General features: G+C 49.0%; 11 protein-coding genes. 9 read left to right on the top strand and 2 right to left on the bottom strand.

Annotated features, from left to right (window positions below; all coding sequences use genetic code 11):
- The first annotated feature begins 27 nt into the window (after window positions 1-27).
- The 5 genes from P2H89_RS31010 to P2H89_RS30990 all read left to right on the top strand — a co-directional run bounded on the left by P2H89_RS31010 (window position 28) and on the right by P2H89_RS30990 (window position 13,404).
- On the top strand, window positions 28-4,383 hold the full coding sequence (locus P2H89_RS31010; protein ID WP_275834571.1) for a CusA/CzcA family heavy metal efflux RND transporter: 4,356 nt from the start codon (window positions 28-30) through the stop codon (window positions 4,381-4,383).
- A gap of 24 nt (window positions 4,384-4,407) precedes the next feature.
- Entirely contained in the window at window positions 4,408-5,622 is a 1,215-nt protein-coding gene (locus P2H89_RS31005; RefSeq protein WP_275834569.1) for an efflux RND transporter periplasmic adaptor subunit, read from the top strand.
- A gap of 220 nt (window positions 5,623-5,842) precedes the next feature.
- Window positions 5,843-8,176: a hypothetical protein gene (locus P2H89_RS31000; protein ID WP_275834567.1), complete on the top strand. Its 2,334-nt coding sequence runs from the start codon at window positions 5,843-5,845 to the stop codon at window positions 8,174-8,176.
- A gap of 223 nt (window positions 8,177-8,399) precedes the next feature.
- On the top strand, window positions 8,400-10,805 hold the full coding sequence (locus P2H89_RS30995) for a glycoside hydrolase family 127 protein (RefSeq protein ID WP_275834565.1): 2,406 nt from the start codon (window positions 8,400-8,402) through the stop codon (window positions 10,803-10,805).
- A gap of 19 nt (window positions 10,806-10,824) precedes the next feature.
- Window positions 10,825-13,404: an alpha-L-arabinofuranosidase C-terminal domain-containing protein gene (locus tag P2H89_RS30990; protein ID WP_275834563.1), complete on the top strand. Its 2,580-nt coding sequence runs from the start codon at window positions 10,825-10,827 to the stop codon at window positions 13,402-13,404.
- Between the two features lie 2 nt (window positions 13,405-13,406).
- Here P2H89_RS30990 and P2H89_RS30985 read toward each other — a convergent pair whose 3' ends face one another.
- Window positions 13,407-15,758, bottom strand: coding sequence for an ABC transporter permease (locus tag P2H89_RS30985; protein ID WP_275834561.1), 2,352 nt, complete (start codon window positions 15,756-15,758; stop codon window positions 13,407-13,409).
- Between the two features lie 275 nt (window positions 15,759-16,033).
- Here P2H89_RS30985 and P2H89_RS30980 point away from each other — a divergent pair, with 275 nt between their 5' ends.
- The gene (locus P2H89_RS30980; protein ID WP_275834559.1) at window positions 16,034-17,758 is read left to right on the top strand and encodes a S41 family peptidase; all 1,725 of its coding nucleotides are present in this window, start codon (window positions 16,034-16,036) and stop codon (window positions 17,756-17,758) included.
- Between the two features lie 35 nt (window positions 17,759-17,793).
- Here the strand turns inward: P2H89_RS30980 and P2H89_RS30975 are convergent, their stop codons facing one another.
- On the bottom strand, window positions 17,794-18,924 hold the full coding sequence (locus P2H89_RS30975; protein ID WP_275834557.1) for a heparan-alpha-glucosaminide N-acetyltransferase domain-containing protein: 1,131 nt from the start codon (window positions 18,922-18,924) through the stop codon (window positions 17,794-17,796).
- A 108-nt stretch (window positions 18,925-19,032) separates the two neighbouring features.
- Here P2H89_RS30975 and P2H89_RS30970 point away from each other — a divergent pair, with 108 nt between their 5' ends.
- The 3 genes from P2H89_RS30970 to P2H89_RS30960 all read left to right on the top strand — a co-directional run bounded on the left by P2H89_RS30970 (window position 19,033) and on the right by P2H89_RS30960 (window position 22,265).
- Window positions 19,033-20,439, top strand: coding sequence for a putative oxidoreductase C-terminal domain-containing protein (locus P2H89_RS30970; RefSeq protein WP_275834555.1), 1,407 nt, complete (start codon window positions 19,033-19,035; stop codon window positions 20,437-20,439).
- 408 nt (window positions 20,440-20,847) lie between these two features.
- A complete protein-coding gene (locus P2H89_RS30965; protein ID WP_275834553.1) occupies window positions 20,848-21,429 on the top strand; it encodes a hypothetical protein in 582 nt (193 codons plus the stop codon).
- Between the two features lie 146 nt (window positions 21,430-21,575).
- Entirely contained in the window at window positions 21,576-22,265 is a 690-nt protein-coding gene (locus P2H89_RS30960; RefSeq protein WP_275834551.1) for a DUF2306 domain-containing protein, read from the top strand.
- Window positions 22,266-22,300: the final 35 nt, after the last annotated feature.

Raw genomic sequence — 22,300 nt, 5'->3', positions numbered from 1 at the left:
GGTCGTTTTTATACAATCTTTCATAACATGTTGAATAGAATAATTCGTTTCTCCATAAAGAACAAACTGGTGATTGGTTTGCTCGTTCTATTGCTCGGCATCTGGGGCGTCTATTCCCTGGCGCACCTGCCGATCGATGCAGTTCCTGATATCACCAATAACCAGGTGCAGGTGATCACCGTTTCGCCGGCCAATGGCGCTGAAGACATTGAACGGTTTGTGACCTTCCCGGTAGAACAAACCATGGCCACCATTCCAGGTATCGAAGAAATCAGGTCATTCTCCCGCTTTGGCCTCAGTGTAGTTACTATTGTATTTGAAGAAAAGGTAGATGTGTACTGGGCCCGTCAACAGGTAAACGAACGTCTTACGCGGGTGAGCAACGACTTGCCAGCCGGTATGGGATCGCCCGAGCTGGCGCCCGTTACCACCGGCCTCGGCGAGATATTCCAGTATATCGTTCACACCAAAAAGGGATATGAAAACAAATACACGCCCATGGAGCTGCGTACCATCCAGGACTGGATCGTACGCCGGCAGATGCTGGGTGTGGAGGGCGTGGCCGACGTGGCCAGCTTTGGCGGCTATCTTAAGCAATATGAGATCGCACTCAATCCTGAGAAATTGAGGAGCATGAATCTCAGCATTGCCGATGTGTTTGAAGCCCTGGAAAAGAACAACCAGAATACCGGCGGGGCGTATATCGATAAAAAGCCCCATGCCTGGTTTGTTCGCAGTGTTGGGTTGGTCAAATCGCTGGAAGACATAGAGCGTATTGTTGTTGCCAACACCAGCAACCAGATACCTGTGCTGATACGGGACATTGGCACGGTGCAATATGGCTCGGCCATTCGCTATGGCGCCATGACCAGTAACCGCGAAGGCGAAGTAACCGGTGCAGTCGTGATGATGCTGAAGGGGGCCAACTCTTCGGCAGTCATTCGCCGGGTAAAAGAAAGGATGGCCCTGATCGAGAAAACATTGCCCGAAGGGGTTACCATCGAACCATTCCTCGACCGTACCAAGTTGGTGGATGCGGCCATCGGTACAGTGTCGCGCAACCTGCTCGAAGGGGCGCTTATTGTGATCCTTGTACTGGTGTTGCTTTTGGGCAACCTGCGGGGCGGCCTCATCGTGGCGTCCGTGATTCCCCTGGCTATGTTGTTTGCGGTGGCCATGATGAACCTGTTCGGCGTAAGCGGCAACCTCATGAGCCTCGGAGCCATCGATTTCGGTTTGATCGTTGACGGCGCCGTGATCATCGTAGAAGCTACCATGCACCAGCTGGGCATCAGTAAACTTAAAAAACTTAACCAGGAGCAGATGGACGAGCAGGTGTACACCTCGTCCAGAAAGATGATGAATGCAGCTGCCTTCGGTCAGATCATTATCCTGATCGTATACCTGCCCCTGCTTTCACTGGTAGGTATAGAAGGAAAAATGTTCAGGCCCATGGCGCAAACGGTTTCGTTTGCGATCCTTGGTGCGTTGCTCCTGTCAATTACCTATGTACCGATGATGAGTGCCCTTTGCCTGAACAAAACGATCAGTCATAAAAAGACGGTGGCCGATCGCATCATGGGTTTTCTGGAACGTATTTACAAACCGGTGTTACAAGCTGCCTGGCACAGGAAGGGTATTACGGTTGGCTTATCGCTTTTACTACTGCTGGGCAGCGTACTGCTTTTTAGCCGCCTGGGGGCGGAGTTCATCCCTTCTCTGGATGAAGGTGATTTTGCCGTGGAAACCAGGGTGCTTACCGGTAGCAGTCTTAGCAAGACGGTTGATGCAGCCAATCAGGCAGCTGATGTTTTACTCAAGCAATTTCCCGAAGTAAAGAAAGTTGTTGGTAAGATCGGCTCCAGTGAGATACCTACCGATCCTATGCCGGTAGAATTGTGCGACCTGATCGTTGTCCTGAAACCTAAAGAGGAATGGACATCGGCCCGCACACGTGATGAGCTGGCGGAGAAAATGCAGGCAGCTTTAGAGAAACACATACCGGGTGTCACTTTTGGATTTCAGCAGCCCATTCAAATGCGGTTCAATGAGCTGATGTCGGGTGCGCGGCAGGATGTGGTCGTTAAAATATTCGGAGAAGACCTTGAAGTGCTGTCAGGTTATGCGAAAAAGATCGGCCGGATTGCTACTGCCACCAACGGCGCCACCGATGTATACGTGGAGGAAGTGAGCGGTCTTCCGCAAATACTGGTGAATTTCAAGCGCGATAAGATCGCCCAATATGGATTGAACATCGCGGCCATCAACCAGGTGATCCGTGCAGGATTCGCCGGTGATGTTGCCGGTGAGGTGTTTGAAGGCGAAAAACGGTTCGACCTGGTTGTTCGCCTGGACAAGCAATCGCGCCAGGGCATCGATGACCTGCGGGGCTTGTATATCACTGCACCCAATGGCAACCAGGTACCCCTGGAACAACTGGCAGATGTTGAATTAAAGATTGGGCCCAACCAGGTGCAGCGGGAGGATGCCAAACGCCGCATCACCATTGGTTTCAATGTACGCGGGCGCGATGTAGCCAGCATTGTAAAAGAGATACAGGAAAGAGTGGGAAAGGAGGTAAAGTTTGAGGCAGGATATTACGTAACCTATGGCGGCACATTCGAGAACCTGGAACAGGCGAAAAAAAGACTGAGCATTGCCGTGCCAGTCGCGCTACTGCTCATACTGATCCTTTTGTATTTCACCTTCAGGTCGTTTAAGTATGGATTGCTCATATTTAGTGCGATCCCGCTATCGGCGATCGGCGGCGTACTGGCATTGTGGTTGCGTGGTATGCCATTCAGTATATCAGCCGGTGTAGGTTTTATTGCACTTTTCGGTGTTGCAGTATTAAATGGTATTGTGATGATCGCAGAATTTAACCGATTAAAAAAAGATGGTATGACCAACTTACAGGAACTGGTGATGCAGGGTACGCTCACCCGTCTTCGGCCGGTGATCATGACGGCGACCGTTGCATCGCTCGGCTTTCTGCCGATGGCATTGTCCAATGGCAGTGGGGCCGAGGTGCAAAGACCGCTGGCTACGGTGGTCATTGGCGGGTTGATATCGGCTACCTTTCTTACACTCGTGGTATTGCCCTGTTTGTATGGCTGGCTTGAAGGCAAAATACGTCGTCCATCGGGCGGCCTGTCAGCTGTTGTTTTGTTACTGCTGTTGTCGGTAACCGCCCTGCCGGTGAAGGCGCAGGAGGCCGGCCTCAGCTTGGAGCAAGCTATAGAACGAGCGATCAAAAACAACCCTGCCGTGCAGGTGTCGCGCCTGGGTGTTGAAAAGGAGCGTGCCCTGAAAGGGACGGCGGCCGATTGGGCGAAAACGAATGTCAGCCTTCAGTATGGGCAGGCCAACAGCATCAAGTGGGATAACCACCTGGGGATCTCCCAGCAATTGCCGAACCCATCCCTGGTAAGGCAGCAACGTGTATTGGCCGATGCACGCATCAAAGGAAGTGAACTGGAACTGGGTATTACACAGCATGAACTCGCTTATGCAGTCAAAGTAAACTGGTACCAGCTGGAGTACCTGAACGCCCTGAAGCAGCAATTGCAGCAACAGGATTCAGTATACAGCAGTTTTTTACGGGCCGCCGAGCTGCGTTACAAAACAGGCGAGACAAAGCTGCTGGAGCAAACCACTGCGGCCACAGCACTTGCGGAACATAGGAATAGCATGCGCGGGAATGAGGCGGATATATCCATTGTACTTGCTGAACTGCAGCGGTTGATCAACGACTCAGCGGCCGTGCAAGTGACCTTTAAGAGTATAAGCAAGTTGGAGCCAACTTTATCGGCACAAGATAGCCTGGATAACAATCCGCTGCTGAAAGCCGGCAAACAACAGGTGGCGATCAGCAGCCAGTCGGTGCAAGTTGAAAAGGCGAAGCGTCATCCTGATTTTTCCATTGGTTACTTCAACCAATCGATCATTGGGTACCAAAATGTGGATGGGACCGAGAAGTATTACGGGGGTAGTCAACGATTTCAGGGAGTGCAGGCAGGCGTCAGCATACCGCTATTCGGTAAATCCTGGGCCTCACGCATCAATGCTGCCAGGCTTGAATCGCAGCAGGCAGAAAACAATGTTCAACTGGTACAGCACAATCTCCAGGCTCAATACCGGCAGGCCCTGCAGGAATACGAAAAGAACAGGCGGAGCGTGGAATATTATGAAGCAACCGCGCTGCCCAATGCAAGGTTGATGATACAGCAAGGCTTGAGATCCTTTCGAAGTGGGGAGGTTGGTTATGTAGAATACCTGCAAGCCATCAAAACGGGCAACGAGTTGCAGGTCAACTACCTTAGTCAGCTACACCAATACAATCAATCTGTCATCCGCCTGCAATGGCTGTTGGGCAACAGGTAACTAATTACCCTCAATTAATGTACAATGAAATATCTACAAACGATAAAGCATCCTATTTACAGCGCCCTGTTATTGCTGGCCTTGCTTTCGATGGCCTCTTGCGGAAGCAATAATGATGCGCCGGCAACAACCATGAAAGAAGATTCGGCGCATGCCGATGATGAATTTGAAGTAGAGCTTACCCAGGAGCAGGTGCTTACGGCCGGCATAACTACCGGGCAGGTTGAACAGCGTACACTTAGCGGAACTATCAAGGTAAATGGTACGCTCGATGTGCCGCCGCAGCAATTGGTGAGTGTATCGGCGCCCATGGGCGGATTTCTCCGTTCGTCGGAAATGTTGCAGGGAAAGCATGTTACGAAAGGCGAGTTGATCGCCACCCTACAGGATCCGTCCTATATACAGTTGCAGCAGGATTATTTGGAAGCAGTAAGTCAGCAGGAATACCTGAAAGCAGAATACGAAAGGCAGCAAGAGTTGTCGGCCGAGAACATCAATGCCCGTAAAACGGTTGAGCAGGCCAAGGCCAATTACCAGACGATGCAGGCCAAGGCTGCCGGTTTGAAAGCGAAACTCAGGATGGTCAATATTGATCCTGCCCGTTTGAGTAATGGGGATATTCAGTCTTATATCAACATCTATGCTCCCATATCGGGCTATGTGACGGAGGTGAATGTAAACCTCGGCAAGTTTGTAAATCCAATAGATGTGATGTTTGAGATCGTGGATACTGAACACCTGCATGCTGAACTGACCGTTTTCGAGAAAGATGTGCCCTTGCTGAAACTGGGTCAGAAGGTAAGGTTCATTCTTGCCAATGAAACCAGAGAGCGTATGGCCACCGTATACCTGGTGGGTAGGGAGATCAGTACCGACCGCACGGTTCGGGTGCATTGCCACCTCGATATTGAAGATAAGAACCTGTTGCCTGGTATGTATCTGACCGCATTTGTAGAAACAAAAAATATGCAACTGCCGGCAGTACCCGAACAGGCGATCGTCAATTATGAGGGCACTGATTACCTGTTTGTTGAAATGAAGGAAGGGGGTATCGATAAGGAAGGCGCCCATCATTACAAAGCTGTTCCGGTCAAGACCGGTATACGCGAATTGGGTTATGCGGAAGTGGTATTGCCGAATGGGTTCGATACAACGACCAGCCGCATCGTTGTAAAAGGAGCTTACGATCTGCTGGCCAAATTGAAGAACAAAGAAAGTGAGGGCGGGCACGGGCATTGATCAGCACTTCTATCATCTATTAACTTATCCCGGTCGCCATTGGCAACCGGGACTTTTTTTACATGAATATTTGTTCTATGACTCATTACAATAAATGGCTATAATATATCAGCCGGCTTGGCGATCGATTTTGCAGGTTCATTCTATATTAAATGCTACTCGTACATAGCCCCACAATTTGACCTTTTTCCTCCCGTTTCTGGAAAAATAATATCCGCTCATGAACGCAACATTACTTGCTTATTCGTCCAATTCCAGTCACCTGTTACAAGCCAAGGAGAATGGCGCCATAACGGTGAGTACAGTTCATACAGATGATGGATCTCCAGATCAACTGATCTTCGAATTCAACTTCCATAAGGATCAGATCGTATTGCTCGATTTTCTTTCGTCATCGACTTTTATCAGCATGGGAGAGGATGGTAATGCTTGTATTACCGATTTTACCACGAGCAAGCAGGTTGCCGGTATCAAGGTGGGTGATGATTTCAAGGCCGCCCTATCACCCGACAAGCAGGTACTGTTTGTGTTGAAAAAGGGCGATAAAAAGGATCGTCATGTGAAAAAGTACAGTCTCCCCGGGCTGGAAGAGATTGCTACACTCACTGCTGATATAGGACGGTTCTATGTACCCTTTACAAAATTGTTTGGTGTGTCGGCCGATGTATGTTTGCTACAATACCTATACCATGAATTGGGAGATAATCCGGTACAGGAAGTTGTAGGCATCGCGGATTTTTCAAAGAATAGCCTTAATGTAAAGGAATTTGAAAAGACGATCGTCAGCGATTTCAACCGGGATAAGGTACCATTTGCCATTCATCCTGCATCGGGTATGGGCGTAAGGCTGGACTTTAATCAACCCATTGAAATAACAGACGAAATATATTGTACTGTTAAGGCAGAGTTATTTGATCTGTACACACTACAAACAAAGAAATATGTCTCAATCGGTCGTTTGAAACGTGAAGCCGATAATGTAGCACCGTTCAGGGAACACGTATTTGAGTCTGAAGAATACCAGGAAGCTGTGGAGGATTTCTACAAAGCGATCCTTGCTTTGAGATTTAGTCCGGATGGAAAAACGCTTTGGGCGTCTTATAGTATGGGTGCACTCAGTGCAGTTGATCTTGAGAGCGGCGAACGCACCCGGTATATGGTCAATGCTGGTGGCACCCAAAAGGGTGTTCCGAATCTCAATTCGATCTTTGGCCTTTCCATGTACAACAATACGATTTTGAACATCAGTGCTGATCAGCGGTATGTTGTATTCTCCTATCCCAACTGTTTTGTTCCCTTCGATCTGCCTTTCCAGGAGGGCGAATGGATACACAAAATAGTGCCACGGCAACTTGCCAGTGGGGAAGGGGTAACGGAAGAGGTGTCATTCGGCGGTTTTACCCGCGACGGCAAGTATATCGTAATTGCCCATGAGGCCGGGTATATCTATGTTATTGATGCGGCTACCGGAAAGCAGCGATATAAAATAGCAGAGCCCTATATTGCCGGCGTCAGCGATGTAGACCACGCCGATGGGATGCTGTCGGTTGCGGTAAGTGGTTCCAACGCTTACTATATCGGGCTGGAGGAAAATGAAGAAGTATCGATCAGCGAACTGTTCGTGCCCCCGCATACGATTGCAACACGGTTTATTGAGCCTAAAAAAGTGGTGTTTATCCACCACAATGGGGCGGTGGTGATGTTGTCGGAAGAGTTTGCGAGCATGGATGTGCATTTTATTGGCGAGCCATTCAAAGTAGATGCTAATCAAGCGGATAACGAGGGACTGGAGGGCGAGGAAGACATGGAAGAGGAAGTATATGAAGAGCACGACGGTGAAGCTGAAGATACCTCGGATGAGGAGGAAGAAGACGAATCGGATGATCAGGACGAAGACGATGAAGAAGAGGACGATGAAGATGGAGAAAGTGGACCGCGTGAATTCTATGATTATTTCGAACAACATACTCCCACCTATCATGGTGCATTCTTTAACCAGGGAGGCATGCTCAAAGCAGCTACCATCAATGAGGATGGAGATATCCATGTGTATGGCCTCAACGGGGAAGTGAAATTTGAATATGACCAGAGTTCGGGAGAGTCTTACAGTTATAATAGTGTGGCAGCCAGTCCGGGTTATCTCATCGTAGGCAATTATTCCGATTACAGAACGCAGGGCTACACGCTTTTCAAGATTGAAGACGGCGGGTTAAGTGAGGTAGAGAAGGTAAAAGACAAAGACTTGCGATTTTTCTGCCTCAAAGAACAGGAGAATACACTCTTCAGGTTCAATCAACAAACGGGCGCCTTTACACAAGCAACGCTTCCTGCGGGTAAATGCACGACCCTGTTCACGTATGACGGGCCTAAGATCTCATTCATCAAATACAATGAAGCTACCGGTAAACTACTGTTTGCAGAAGGTGGCGGTCGCATTCATTTGATCGACCTGCAAAAGAAGACGGTTCAATATTCATGGGAACTCAAGTCTTTGGAAGAAGATAAGGAGTTTAAGCAAACAGACTCCGAAACAAAGCGTTTCCGCTTTTCGTAAGCAACAGCTCATAATGGCATAGCGCACAATGCCAATGTATTAGCAATCTCGTTAAGGTGCTACTGTTTCTGTCCTCCGGGGCCGGCTCAAGCCGGCCCCTTTTTGTTGTAGACTAAAAATGTCACTCTTTTTACGGATATTACCTGGTATGGCTGAAGCCAGCCACCGGCGTGGCTTTGTACATTATTAATTGTTAAATTGCCACTTAATAAGCCCGATGCACATGAAGTCAATACAAAAGAGTAAGAGCATATTATTGCAGGCTGCTTTGCTGGCAGCTGCTTTACCGGTTGCCGCGCAGCATTCCGACTATCCCATTCAGCCTGTTGATTTTACCCATGTTCATTTAACCGATCATTTCTGGGCGCCCAAGATCCAGGTCAACGCTGACGTAACGATCCCTTATACGCTCGACCAGTGCAGGCGTACCGGACGGATCGATAATTTCCTCATGGCAGCCGGCAAAATGCCGCCCACCAAATACACCGAGTATCCTTTCGACGATACCGATATCTATAAAGTAATAGAAGGGGCTTCTTATGGCTTGCAGGTACAAAAGAATCCTAAGCTGGAGCTGTACCTGGACACGCTGATCCGGATCATTGCCGACGCACAGGAGGCAGACGGTTACCTCTATACTTTCCGCACCATGAAACCCGCGAAGCCACATGAATGGCTCGGCAGCAAGCGATATGAAAAAGAAGAAGACCTGAGTCATGAATTGTACAATGCCGGCCACCTGTACGAAGCGGCTGTTGCGCATTATGTGGCCACCGGTAAAAAGAACCTGCTCAACATTGCTACCAAAAATGCCGATCTCCTTGTAAAGGACTTCGGATATGGTAAAGAAGAAAAAGCCCCAGGTCATCAGGTAGTAGAGATCGGCCTCGCTAAATTGTACCGGGTTACGGGCAAAAAGGAGTATCTCGACCTGGCGAAGTTCTTCTTAGATATCCGCGGCCCCAAAGGTTCAGAGTACAGCCAGGCCAACAAGAAAGTGGTCGATCAAACGGAGGCTGTTGGCCATGCCGTTCGTGCCACTTACATGTATACCGGCATGGCTGATATAGCAGCGCTTACCGGTAATGAAGCCTATCTGCACGCTATCGATGCCATCTGGAACGATGTGGTAGAAAGAAAGCTCTACATTACAGGTGGCATTGGTGCTACCGGCAATGGCGAAGCATTTGGCGCTCCCTATCAGTTGCCCAATATGTCGGCCTATGCCGAGACCTGCGCAGCCATTGCCAACGTATATTGGAATAACCGGATGTTCCTGTTGCATGGCGACGCTAAGTACATCGATGTGCTCGAACGTATACTGTACAATGGTGTATTATCGGGTGTGTCGATCAGTGGCGATCGTTTCTTCTATCCCAACCCGCTGGCTTCGATGGGGCAGCACCAACGGAGTGCCTGGTTTGGCTGTGCCTGCTGTATTTCTAACATGACTCGTTTTCTGCCGTCGATGCCAGGGTACATGTATGCGCAGAACAAGAATAACCTGTATGTGAATCTTTTTGCCGGCGGAACAGCCAGCATCACCTTGCCTGCTGGAAAGGTTTCGCTCGTGCAACAAACCGAGTATCCCTGGCAAGGACAGGTAAAGCTGATCGTCAATCCGGAAAAGAACACCACGTTTGCTTTGCAGGTGAGGATACCCGGCTGGGCGCAGGCTGATATCGTGCCCGGCGAACTGTATCAGGCTGCCAATAAACAACAACAACCTTTGGTTATGACCCTTAATGGCAAACCGGTAAAGTATCAACTGGTGAAAGGCTATGCCGTCATCAGCCGTACCTGGAAGAAAGGTGATGCTGTGGCATTCACCTTGCCCATGGATGTACAGAAGATCTACGCCAAACCCGATGTGAAAGATGATAAAAGCCGCTTCGCGTTACAACGCGGGCCCATTGTGTATTGCCTTGAAGGACCGGACAACAAAGACAGTGCGGTACAGAATATAGTCGTAGATAAATCTGCGGCCATTGCAGCAGTCAACAAGCCCGGCCTGCTTAACGGGGTAACGGTGCTTGAAATGAAGGGCAGCTCTACCAAAAGGCAGTTGAATTCCGACCAACTGATCACATCCGACCAAACGGTGACAGCCATTCCGTATTATAGTTGGGCTAACCGCGGACCTTCCGATATGGTGGTTTGGATACCCTACGAGGCATCTGCCGCCAAACCAAAGCCAGCGCCTACCATTGCCTCAAAAAGTAAGGTTACTGCTTCGATCGCCAATGCAAGAATGTATAAAGCCCTCAACGATCAGTACGATCCGGAAAGCTCACAAGACCACAATGCTCCTTACCTGCACTGGTGGCCTAAAAAGAATACACTCGAATGGGTGCAATACGATTTTGATCAGGAATACACGGTATCTCAATCAAAGATCTATTGGTTCGACGATGGCCCCTGGGGTGGTTGCCGCATACCTGCGTCCTGGAAATTGTATTTTAAAAAGGGCGACGACTGGGTTCCTGTAACAGTAGTCGGCAATTATGAAACTGTCAAGGATAAATACAACCAGGTACAGTTTGAGCCGGTGAAGACCACGGCGCTCAAACTGGAAATTCAATTGCCTGCAGAACATGCTACCGGCATTCACGAGTGGATGGTTAAATAAGAACAACCAAATCCTGCACATGCACACCAAGCTTACTGCGCTGCTAGCTTGCGCCTTGCTCTCGAACACTGTGTTCGGACAGCGCCAGGCAACCATTACCATCGATGCTGCCAAACCCGGCAGTTCCATTGCATCCACCCTGCACGGTATTTTTTTCGAAGAGATCAGTCATGGGGGTGAAGGCGGATTGTATGGCGAATTGATCCAGAACCGGGGGTTTGAAGAAAGCAGGCTGCCTCCTGGTACGGAATTGAAGGATGGCTGGCTGATACCTGCCCGCAAACCGCATTTCATGATGCAGCCAAGGGTGAGCGATTGGCAGATGGAATGGCCGCTTACGAGTCAATGGCCGGCCTGGTCGCTCGAAACAGGGCCTGCAGCCAATGTTAAGATCCAACTAACGCAGGCTAATCCGCTTAACGAAGCTACACCCAATTCGCTGCAGGTGGATATCGGGGCGTTGGATGCAGGTGGTAAGAACAACCTGGTGAACGAAGGCTTCTGGGGGATCAAGGCGAACCTGGGAGAAAAATATATTCTTTCCTTCTATGCCCGCAGTGATAATAAATACGGGGGCAAAATGACGGTTTCTCTGCAATCGGCTACTGGAAGTGTCCTTGCTCAACATGCTTTCACGAATATTAAAGGCTCTACCTGGAAGAAATACAACTGTGTGTTGAGTCCGTCGGCTACTGATGGCAAAGCCAGGCTGGTGATCAGCTTTGGCAGCACCGGCACGGTATGGCTTGATTTTGTTTCCCTATTTCCGCAACAGACATTTAAGAACCGGCCCAACGGAATGCGTCGCGACCTGGCACGATACCTGGCCGATCTTAAGCCTGCATTCGTTCGTTGGCCCGGAGGTTGCTTTGTAGAAGGTATCAATATAGAAAGTGCTGCCAATTGGAAACGCACCCTGGGGCCCATCGAAAAACGACCGGGCACGTATAGTGTGTGGGGTTACTGGTCGAGTGATGGTTTCGGCTACCACGAATACCTTCAGTTTTGTGAAGACCTCGGCGCCGATGCGTTGTATGTCTTCAATGCAGGTGTATCCTGCGAGTACCGCAGCGGCACTTTTATTCCCGACGATTCGCTCCAGCCGGTGGTGGATGATGTCCTCGATGCGATCGAATATGCGATAGGTCCGGTAACCACCAAATATGGAAAGCTGCGGGCGGCCTACGGGCACCCCAAGCCCTTTCCACTGAAGTATGTGGAAATAGGCAACGAGCAACATGGTCCCCGGTACGCAAAGCGGTACAATGTGTTCTATGACGCCATCAAAAAGAAATATCCTCAGCTTACCCTCATGGCCAGCATGGGGATCGGCGATATCAACAAGCGTACGCTCGATAGTATGCAGCATGTGGATATGGCAGATGAACATGCGTACAAATCGGCCTACTGGGCTATGAACAACTACGATCACTTCGATAAATACAAGCGCGGCGATTGGGATGTATACGTAGGTGAATATGCCACCAATGCGGGTGTCGGTAGCGGCAATATGCTGGCTGCTTTGAACGATGCCGTATACATTATGGGCATGGAGCGCAATGGCGACCTGGTAAAAATGTCAAGTTATGCACCACTTTTTGAGAACGTAAATACCAGGCATTGGCCCGTTAACCTGATCAACTTCGATGCGGACCGCAGTTTTGGCCGCATTTCGTATTACGCGATCAAAATGTTCAACGATCACCGGGCTGGTCAAAATCTGCAAACCAAGGTGAATGTGGCTGACCCTGTTAAGCCTTCGCCTCAATTTACCGGTGGTATTGGCCTTGCCACCTGGGATACGCAAACGGAGTACCGCGATATCGAAGTCGTTAAGGGAGGGAAAACGATCTATAAAAGCGACTTTATCAACCGCCCGCAGGAATGGCAAACCATCAGGGGAACCTGGGTTGTGAAAGATAGTGCGCTGGCGCAAACGGTGCAGGGAGCACAACGGCTCAATTTGCTGGCCGATCATCAATTCGATACCTATACGCTTACATTGAAAGCGCGCAAGACGGGTGGTACGAATGCCTTTATCATTCCATTTGCTGTGAAAGATGGCGCAAGCCATATGCGTGTGCATATTGGATCCTACGTTAACCTCAACAGTGTAATAGAATTGGTGTCCGACAGTTTTTCCGTTGCCAATATGATGCCCCAGAAAAAGTTACCTGCGCCCATACAAACTGGTCGCTGGTATGATATTACCATTGAAGTGGGCGTAGACCAGGTACAGGTTTACCTAGATGGCCAACAACTGATTAGCTACCGTGACCCCAATAAGTTCTTTAGCATTGCCGGGCGAGACCTGCAAACGGGTGAGATCATTGTAAAGGTGGTCAATGGTTCAGATACGCCCTATACCACAACCATCGATCTGGCAGGGATGGCAGCGGTAGGCACCACCGGAAGTCTCATCACGCTACAAGCTGAATCGGCAGAAGCTGAGAATTCGCTCGCGCAACCTCAAAAATATATCCCGGTAAGCACTACACTCACCGGGATACAGCCAAGTTTTACAACCACTTTTAAGCCCTTTTCTATTTCCATATTGCGCATCAAAGATGCTTCCTGGAAGAAACAGGCTATGCAATAAGATCACTCATTCCGCAAGGCGATCACCGGGTTGGCTAAAGCTGCTCTCATCACCTGCTGCCCAATGACGGCCAGTGCAATGAACAACACGGCAACCAGCGGCACCAGGAACATCCACCAGGTTAGTGATATGTGATAAGCGTAGTTTAAAAGCCATTGGTACATGAGTGCGCCAGCAGTTGGCAGGGCAATGAGTGATGCCAGCAGGATGAGCTTTACGAAATCTTTGGTGAGCAGGGACACCAACTGCTGAACAGAGGCGCCCAATACCTTACGTATTCCGATTTCTTTATTCCGTTGAAGGGTCACCAACGACACCAGTCCATAGAGGCCCAGGCAGGAGATGATGATCGCGAGGATGGTAAAGAACGTAAACAATTTCATCGTCAGCTTGTCTTTAGCATATTGGTACTGGTAATTTTCGTCCGCAAAACTGTATTCGATCGGATCGGCCGGATAATACTTTTTCCAGATGTCGGCCACTATGGGCATGTCCTTTGGATGGATCTTCAGGATGACTGTCTGGATAAAATCATCTTTATACACCATGATCAATGGTTCTACCACATTGTGCATGGATTTGTAATAAAAGTTTCTTACAACTCCCACGATGGTCCCCTTTTTACCAAATCCTTCCAGCGCCTGGCCCAGGCCATTTGTCCAGCCCATCTTCGTAACAAATGCTTCATTGACCAGGAAGGCTGTTTTTTTGTCCAGCGCGAGGCTGTCTGATAAATTCCTGCCAGCCTTTACCGGTATTTGCAGCAATGGAAGAAACTTCTTATCTATAAAAAAGTAATTGCACATCAGCTCACGCCTGTTGCTGCCTGTACCGATGAAAGTAGTGGCAATAGACAATCCTTCCTTACGCATACCACTGCCAACTGAAATATTCTTTACGACAGACTGTTGTCGCAAGGCTTCTGCAAAAGCGGGCAGGTCGGCCTGTGATGCGGAATCCATGGGTATATCGATTTCAGCTATCTGATCTTTCACATAACCGGGATCGGTTTGGGTAATGAACTGCAGTTGGCTGTAGATCACGACGGTGCCGGTGATGAGGGCGGCGGTGATCACAAACTGCGCTGTTGTCAATACCTTCCTTAGTGTAATGCCCTGCAGGCCATGCCGCCATTTCCCTTTCAATGTGATAATGGGATTGAACCTTGATTGTATCAACGCAGGATACAGGCCGGCCAGTAAGACAGTTAGAAGGAATATGGAGGAAAGGAACAAGGCATTGCCGGCCCAATTCATGTGTAATTGAACCTCGAGCAGGTTGTTGATATAGGGCAAGGCCAACAACACTATTCCCAGTGCCAGTACCCAGGCGATGAATATCAGCAGGAAGGATTCCAGCAGGAACTGGCGGATCAGTTGTGCCGGTCTCGCGCCATTTACCTTTCGAACGCCTACTTCTTTGGCGCGGTCTGTAGCCTTGGCTGTTGATAGATTGATATAGTTCAGCAATGCAATGAGGAGAATAAAGGCCGCCAGCAGAGAGAACATATAATTGAACTGACGGTTGCCTTTGGGCGTATCGACCAGCTTTCCGGTACTGAAGTGTACATCTTTTAAAGCCTCCACCTGAAAGCTCACAGAGTATCCTTTATCGCCGCTGTTGTCTAGCTCGGCCTGACAATATTTATCGGCCACCGGTTTCATCTTTTTTTCAAAGCGACGCAGATCGGTTGGCTGCCTGAACAGGGCGAATGTATAGACCGTGAAATCTTCCATCCACTGTTTCTTCTTCGTGAAATCGATGGATATAAATCCGGTTACTGCGATATCAGAATTACCGGGAGGATCAGCAATAACCCCGGTTATATTTACCGGCACATTATTGCAAATGAATGTTTGGCCAAAAGCTGCGGAGGCACTCCTAAAGTATTTGCGGGCGGTTGTTTCGGTGAGTACTACGCTGTTGGGTAGGGAGAGTGCATTGCCAGGAGCGCCAGCCAAAAAGGAATAAGAGAAGACTGAAAAGATAGCAGGGTCTGCGTTGTAGAAGGCCGGTTCGCTGAATATCCTGTTCTGGTATTTGATGACAGAAGGTTCCTGCTCCATTCTAACGGCTTCCTCGATCTCCGGAAAGTCATGCTTCAGGGCATCTGCCAGCGGGTAGGGTGCCGGGCCAAACTCCATATCCGATCCCGGTGCGTGCAGGGTGGTAACGATGCGCGCAATGCGATTGACTTTCTCATGATGCTGGTCGTAATTCAACTCAAACTGAACATAGAGAAAGATCAGGATACAGGCAGCCAATCCGGAGGCTAAACCAATAATGTTGATGAGAGAAAAGCTTTTGTGCCTGAGCAAATTGCGCCAGGCGATGGTCAGGTAGTTTTGTAGCATAGCTATGATTAGATTGAAACAATAAAGGCTCCTGAACTGGAGAAAAGGGTAGGATTGGCCATGCAATGTGGGAGAATTCCTGCGGTACGCATAACGGTTCCGGGCACTTTAGATTTTTTTTAACAGGTGTCAGGGGGTCTGTAACGCAGGTGGGGATGCTGGTTTAAGCCGTTTCGTATCGCTTAAATGCTGCTTCGTATAACTTTTTTCCCTGCTCGTGCCTGCAGGTATAAGTTTGAAGTAGCAAGATCATTCCATCACCTAATCTACCTGTCATGACTCGTTTAATGGCTATTATCCTGGTCTTATTGACCTTTCAGGCTGCTGCACAGCAAGCCGGCACTACAGTTGCTGCCGACAGCTCCTCCGTTAATTTGGCCCTGCCGTTGGGCAAAACGAAAGTCGATCAACTTTACCTCCTGGGGAGAGTATGGGGATTCCTTAAATATCACCATCCTACCATCACGAAAGGGAAGTATGATTGGGATAAGCAGTTGGTCGGATTGATGCCTGCCTACCTGGGTACAAAGGGTAAGCAGCAGGCGTGTGATACTTTGCTGGCCTGGATCAACAGCCTGGGGGATGTGCCCGCCTGCGATAGCGGTTGTGACGACAGGGCATTGAAGGCAGCGTTAGCGCCGGATACTGCCTGGATCCGTAAAGCAGGTATGTCTAAAGGGCTCAGCAATAAGATCGCCGCTATTCGCGTAAACAGAACGCGGGGCAATCAGCATTATGTGCGCTTCATGTCCGAGGACGATATCCATGTTGCCTTGTTCGAGCACGAGAACAGTTATGCCTCGATGACGTATCCTCCGGTTGAATACAGGCTGCTGGCACTGTTCAGGTACTGGAATATGATCGAATACTGGTATCCTTATAAATATGAATTACCAGTGAAATGGGAGAAGGTGCTTGAAACATTTATTCCACGGGTAGTAGCTGCCGCCGATGCCGGAGAATACGTTGCGGTAATGCAGGCGTTGATCGCCTCCATTCACGATAGCCATGCAGTGGTGCAATCAAGGGTGATATCGGAAAACCTGGGTAATTATGTGATGCCTTGCTGGATAAAGTTTATTGAAGGGAAGGCCGTCGTTATTGATATACTGAATGATACACTGGCGCAGCGATCGAAGGTGCAACGGGGAGACATTATTGAATCGATCAATGGGGTGACGGTTGCCCGGCTTGTAAAGGATAAACGCCCTTTTATATCGGCCTCCAACGAAGCCAGTTATTTAAACCTGTTGCGCTACTCATTGGTTCGTAGCCGGCAGGAGACCAACGAGTGGGTGATCAGTCGTGGAGGGCAATCAGAGAAGCGAACGGTGCAATATGCTCTTTCGAAAACGGCCAGGAAAATAAAGCCAGGAACTTTTGCGCTGGAAAGAGATTCAACTATTTGTCTCGTAGGTGATGGCATTGGTTATATCAATTTGGGCAACTTTCAAAGAAAGGATAGTATTTCGCTGCGTAAATTGGTGAGTAGTGTAAAGGGGCTGGTCATCGACAACCGGCAGTATCCCAAGGGGCTTTCTGCGGGCGATATTATTGGCCATAGCATATTGAGAGAAGTACCTGCTTTTGTAAAGTTTTCGTCGGCCGATCCCGCCATGCCGGGTCGCTTCCAGTATTCCAGGCCCACCAATATGGGTGCCACCGGAACTAATGATCCCATTCCTCCCAAAATTGTGATATTGGTCAACGAAGAAACGCAGAGCTCCACAGAATTTCAGGCGATGATGTTCCGCCGCTCGCCCGGCGCTATACTCATGGGCACATCAACAGCAGGGGCCGATGGCAATGTTGCGCTCATTGTATTGCCCGGGAATATTTATACGTATATATCCGGATTAGGGGTCTATTACCCCGATGGAAAAGAAACACAGCGGGTAGGCCTTCAACCGGATGTTATGGTAAAGCCTACGATCAGGGGTCTTCAGGAAAACCGGGATGAACTGCTCGAAGCAGCGATCCGCTGGATTAAATCTAATTAAAGAGCCTTGCCTGTACAACCGTGGATGCTGCAACGTTAAATTTTGATATGGATCTTTTTCCGGTGCAGCCAGTATCCTGCGAGCCAGCAAAGCAGCATAAAAGAGACGGCGAACAGCATGCTTCCAAAAGGGCCTGGGAAGAGCTTTTGGTAGAGGACCTGGTTCACCCATTGATAAAAGCTCACTTTGGGATGTACGTCGATCAAAGTAAACGTAACAAACAATATTTCGGACAACAGGTATATGAACAAGGTGTTTTGGCCAAACACCAGAAAGAAGTTTTTGCCTTTGGTCCAATGTTTCATTTCTACTGCATAGATCAGCAAAGCCAGGATGGCGAGGTCGAGCCCTACGGTGAGTAGCACAAAAGAGCTGGTCCATAGTTTCTTGCCAATAGGAAAGAATAAGTCCCAGAACCAGGCAGTAAAAAGCAGCAGGGAAGCTGCCATCAGTAGCCGGGCGATGGTCTCGAATGTTTTCCCCTTTTGTTGAATGAAAATACCTGCGAGGTATCCGGCAATCACATTCACCACAGCGGGTAAAGTGCTGAGGATCCCTTCGGGGTCGAAAGCGACAGGACCACCGCCCTGGCGATACAGGTGATCGCTGCCCAACATGAGTACATCTAGTTTGGTACCTGCATTGTACAGCATGGATAACTCCTCACCGGCATCCCCAAACAGGTAGAGTGTACCCCAATACCCGAGCAGCAGCACGCCTGAGACTATCCACAGCCATTTTACCGAAAGGTAATGGACCAGCAGGGCGCCTATGCAATAGCAGAGCGCAATGCGTTGCAGAACGCCCAGGATACGGGTTTTACCCAGCGGGTTGATGGCCCATGCGCCCTCTGCCGTAGTATGCACAAACGGGAACCAGTACATCAGGTAACCCAGCAGAAAGATGAGTAGTGTTCTCTTAAAGACCTTTAGCAGAAAGCTTGCCTGGCTGGTATATTTTTGTTTGGAGAAGCTGAGTGCATTGCCTACGGCGAAGAGAAAAGAGGGGAATACGAGATCGGTGGGTGTAAAGCCAAACCAGGCGGCGTGTTCCAATGGTGCGTAGGGATTGGCTCCCCAACCGGCCGAGTTAACGATGATCATAAAGCATACGGTGATGCCCCGGAATATGTCGAGGGAAAGAAATCTGGTGGGTTGTTGACTCATGGCAGGTAGTTAAGTTATCTTAAACGTTTAAGCGGTTCCACTGTCGCTCAACTTCAAAATCTCGTTAAAAGATACAATTTTGCCCGCTTAACGCCTTATTTTTAGCCCATGCAAAACAACACCATCCATCGTTTTTCGTGGGGAGCACTGGCTATGTCGGTGATTGCACTGACGCCTGCCTGCCAATCGGGCGGTAATGCAGACAAGCCTGCGGCCGATTCCACTACAGTGAAGCTTATTACACTCAATCCCGGACATTTTCATGCTGCGCTGGTGCAGAAAACCGGCAATCCAAACATCGATTCGGTGGTGCACGTATATGCCCCCGGCGGTCCCGAACTCGACGCCCATCTCGCCCTGATCAATCAATACAATGCACGTCCGGAAAACCCGACTCATTGGAAAGAGGAAGTATATACTGGCGCCGATTACCTCGATAAAATGATCGCTGAGAAGAAGGGAAATGTAGTGGTGCTTGCCGGTAACAACCAGCAAAAGACAGCGCACATTAAAAAGGCCGTAGAGGCCGGCATTAATGTGTTAGGTGATAAACCCATGGCCATCGATGCAGCCAATTTCAGTTTGCTCGAACAGGCATTTGCCGATGCAGCTGCAAAAAAGGTGTTGCTGTATGATATCATGACCGAGCGGTCGGAGATCACCAATACCCTGCAAAGAGAACTGGCGCATATGCCGTCTGTATTCGGGCAACAACAGGCTGGTACCGAAAAGGATCCTGGCGTTGTGATCGAGAGCGTTCACTATTTCTACAAATTCGTTTCGGGCAAGGCCCTTACCCGGCCCTCCTGGTTCTTTGACCCTACACAACAAGGAGAAGCGATTGCCGACGTTGGCACCCATCTTATTGACCTGGTACAATGGGAATGCTTTCCAGATAGCATCATCGATTACAAGAAAGATATACAGGTAACCAGCGCCCGCATATGGCCCACAGCGGTAACACTGTCACAGTTTACGGCTGTAACCAAAAAGGACAGCTTCCCCGATTTTCTGCGCGCTTATGTAGAAAAGGACTCTGTTTTGCAAACGCATGCCAACGGCGAGGCCAATTATACGCTGAAGGGGATACACGTAAAAATGATTGCACGTTGGGATTACAAAGCTCCCGAAGGAAGCGGCGATACGCATTACTCGCTGCTCCGGGGTTCATTGGCTCAACTAGAAATAAGGCAAGGAGCCGAAGAGAAATACCAGCCAACGCTGTATATATTGCCCGCTAAAAATGATGCGGCGTATGAGCAGAGTTTGCAACAGGCTGTAGCGGGCTTGCAGGCGCGTTATGCGGGAGTTGCTATTGAGAAAACGGCAAAAGGCTATAAGCTGGCGATCCCGCAGTCATTTAAGACGGGTCATGAAGCTCACTTCGGCGAAGTAATGCAGCGTTTTCTCCAGTACCTGAAAGAAGGAAAGTTGCCAAACTGGGAAGTTCCCGGAATGCTTGCCAAATATTATACGGCTACCAGGGCACTCGAAGTGGCTACCAATAAAAAGTAAGCTGTTTGATGCATTAGCGAAATATGCCGCGACGACTATCATCGCCTTAGTGTTTCGCTAATGCATTCCTTTTATCCCGCACTGCTCTTCGCAAATACTTAGATTTTATCCCGCACGTCTATTCGCCAATACATCGTTTTCAAGGATCCTGTTTTCCTGCTCGTAGTATACTAAAATTCCTGCGCAAATGCGCCACGGTTTTGCTCGATCTCCTTCATTCGGCCGCTTGTTGAATTATTTATTATGTATTGATTGTTATCGTTCTACGCTTGAGGATCGATGTGCATATTTGTTCCCACCCCCCGCATTTACTACCCCCGTATTGTTCAGAACTTTCTACAGAAGCAGTACTCCTCACCGATAGGCATAATTTTCTTATGCCGAATGGTCAAATTAAATATGAAGGCCATGAAAAAATTGATTACTCTTTTGTTTATTGGTGCGGTTGTTTCTCAGTCATCGAAAGCCCAGATACAGGCTGGCAACGTGATGGTAGGTGCTGATATCGGAAAGTTTAACCTGAGTCTCGATGAAGGTGGGGCCTTTAATATGCTGATCAATCCCAAGGCTGCATGGTTCATCAAGGATGGTCTTGCTTTGGGTGGTTACCTTACTGTGGGTTTAAATACCTCCAAAGGAAATGGCACTGGTGTTACCTATGGAGTGGGCGCATTGGGCAGGTATTACATCAACGACAAACAATTGAATGACCTCATCGGCCATTCCAGGTTTTTCGTTGAGGGCAATGTAGGTATCGAAGGTGATAACCCTGCAACCGGCGATAATACGAATGGACTTGGTTTGGGTGTAGGACCTGGTTGGGCCTACTTTATAACGCCCAATATCGGCCTGGAGGCCTTGCTCAAATACCAGGGCATTGTTGGCTTTGGCAGCAAGGCAACTTCCAGTAACCTGGTCTTGAGCGTCGGTTTTCAGATATTTCTCCCCACTGCCCGGATAAAGAATGCCGGCAAGGACTTCAAACAATAGCGGCCTGACTTACCCGATAGGGAGCGCAGCACTGAGCCATCTCATTTAACGAATCATTACGATCCGTACCCGATTATGGTCTGTATCTTACACCAACCTGGTGTGGGATACAGACTTTTTCGTTGTAACTTACCCCGCCCTCCTACATGAAGATCCTTGCTTTCTTCTTTCGCTATCTGCTGATTTATCTCGTTCTCTGCGGGGGCACTTTTCTCATGCTGCGACTCATACTTCAGTATACCAGCTTTAGAACGGATGTAGGTTTTCTGCTATTCAAACAGGATTATCTCGACAACAAGGCCTGGAAGTTTTCGTTCTACGTGCACGTATTTACCTCCATCTTTGCCCTGCTCGCTGTATTTACCCAATTCTCAGCCGAAATACTAAAGGGAAAGCGTTGGCTGCATAAACTGATGGGCCGGTTGTATGCCTGGGACATTTTGCTGATCAACTTCCCGGCAGGGATGGTCATGGCCATTTATGCCAATGGACTTTGGCCTTCTAAAATAGCTTTTGTTATACTTGACTGCCTATGGTTTTGGTTTACCTATAAAGGAGTGATGGCGGCGCGGAAGAAGAACTTCGTAGCCCACCGGCACTATATGATACGCAGTTATGCGCTTACTTTTTCTGCCATCACCCTGCGAAGCTGGAAGCTTATCTTATCAAATACATTTACCATCGATCCGCTCACCTTGTACATGATCGACGCCTGGCTGGGTTTTGTACCCAACCTGCTGGTGGCTGAATGGATCATTCTCCGGGAAAAAAGGCGAAAGATAAGAAGGGTTATCGCCCCCACTCAACCCGCTCTAACAGCTGATACGTTACAATAGTCAAAGTGCCAAAACTGAGGAGGAAGACGCCCAGG

Origin of the sequence: Paraflavitalea sp. CAU 1676, from assembly GCF_029223285.1 — a bacterium.
Classification (GTDB): Bacteria; Bacteroidota; Bacteroidia; order Chitinophagales; family Chitinophagaceae; genus Paraflavitalea.
The sequence above is the reverse complement of the archived record's forward strand: the minus strand, read 5'-3'. Positions and strand labels throughout refer to the sequence as shown.

Excerpts from the sequence above, each read along its gene's own strand:
- P2H89_RS30975 (WP_275834557.1), bottom strand. The coding sequence starts at position 18,924 with ATGAGTCAACAACCCACCAGATTTCTTTCCCTCGACATATTCCGGGGC.
- P2H89_RS30965 (WP_275834553.1), top strand. The coding sequence starts at position 20,848 with ATGAAAAAATTGATTACTCTTTTGTTTATTGGTGCGGTTGTTTCTCAG.
- P2H89_RS30960 (WP_275834551.1), top strand. The coding sequence starts at position 21,576 with ATGAAGATCCTTGCTTTCTTCTTTCGCTATCTGCTGATTTATCTCGTT.
- P2H89_RS30995 (WP_275834565.1), top strand. The coding sequence starts at position 8,400 with ATGAAGTCAATACAAAAGAGTAAGAGCATATTATTGCAGGCTGCTTTG.
- P2H89_RS31000 (WP_275834567.1), top strand. The coding sequence starts at position 5,843 with ATGAACGCAACATTACTTGCTTATTCGTCCAATTCCAGTCACCTGTTA.
- P2H89_RS30980 (WP_275834559.1), top strand. The coding sequence starts at position 16,034 with ATGACTCGTTTAATGGCTATTATCCTGGTCTTATTGACCTTTCAGGCT.
- P2H89_RS31010 (WP_275834571.1), top strand. The coding sequence starts at position 28 with ATGTTGAATAGAATAATTCGTTTCTCCATAAAGAACAAACTGGTGATT.
- P2H89_RS30990 (WP_275834563.1), top strand. The coding sequence starts at position 10,825 with ATGCACACCAAGCTTACTGCGCTGCTAGCTTGCGCCTTGCTCTCGAAC.
- P2H89_RS31005 (WP_275834569.1), top strand. The coding sequence starts at position 4,408 with ATGAAATATCTACAAACGATAAAGCATCCTATTTACAGCGCCCTGTTA.
- P2H89_RS30970 (WP_275834555.1), top strand. The coding sequence starts at position 19,033 with ATGCAAAACAACACCATCCATCGTTTTTCGTGGGGAGCACTGGCTATG.
- P2H89_RS30985 (WP_275834561.1), bottom strand. The coding sequence starts at position 15,758 with ATGCTACAAAACTACCTGACCATCGCCTGGCGCAATTTGCTCAGGCAC.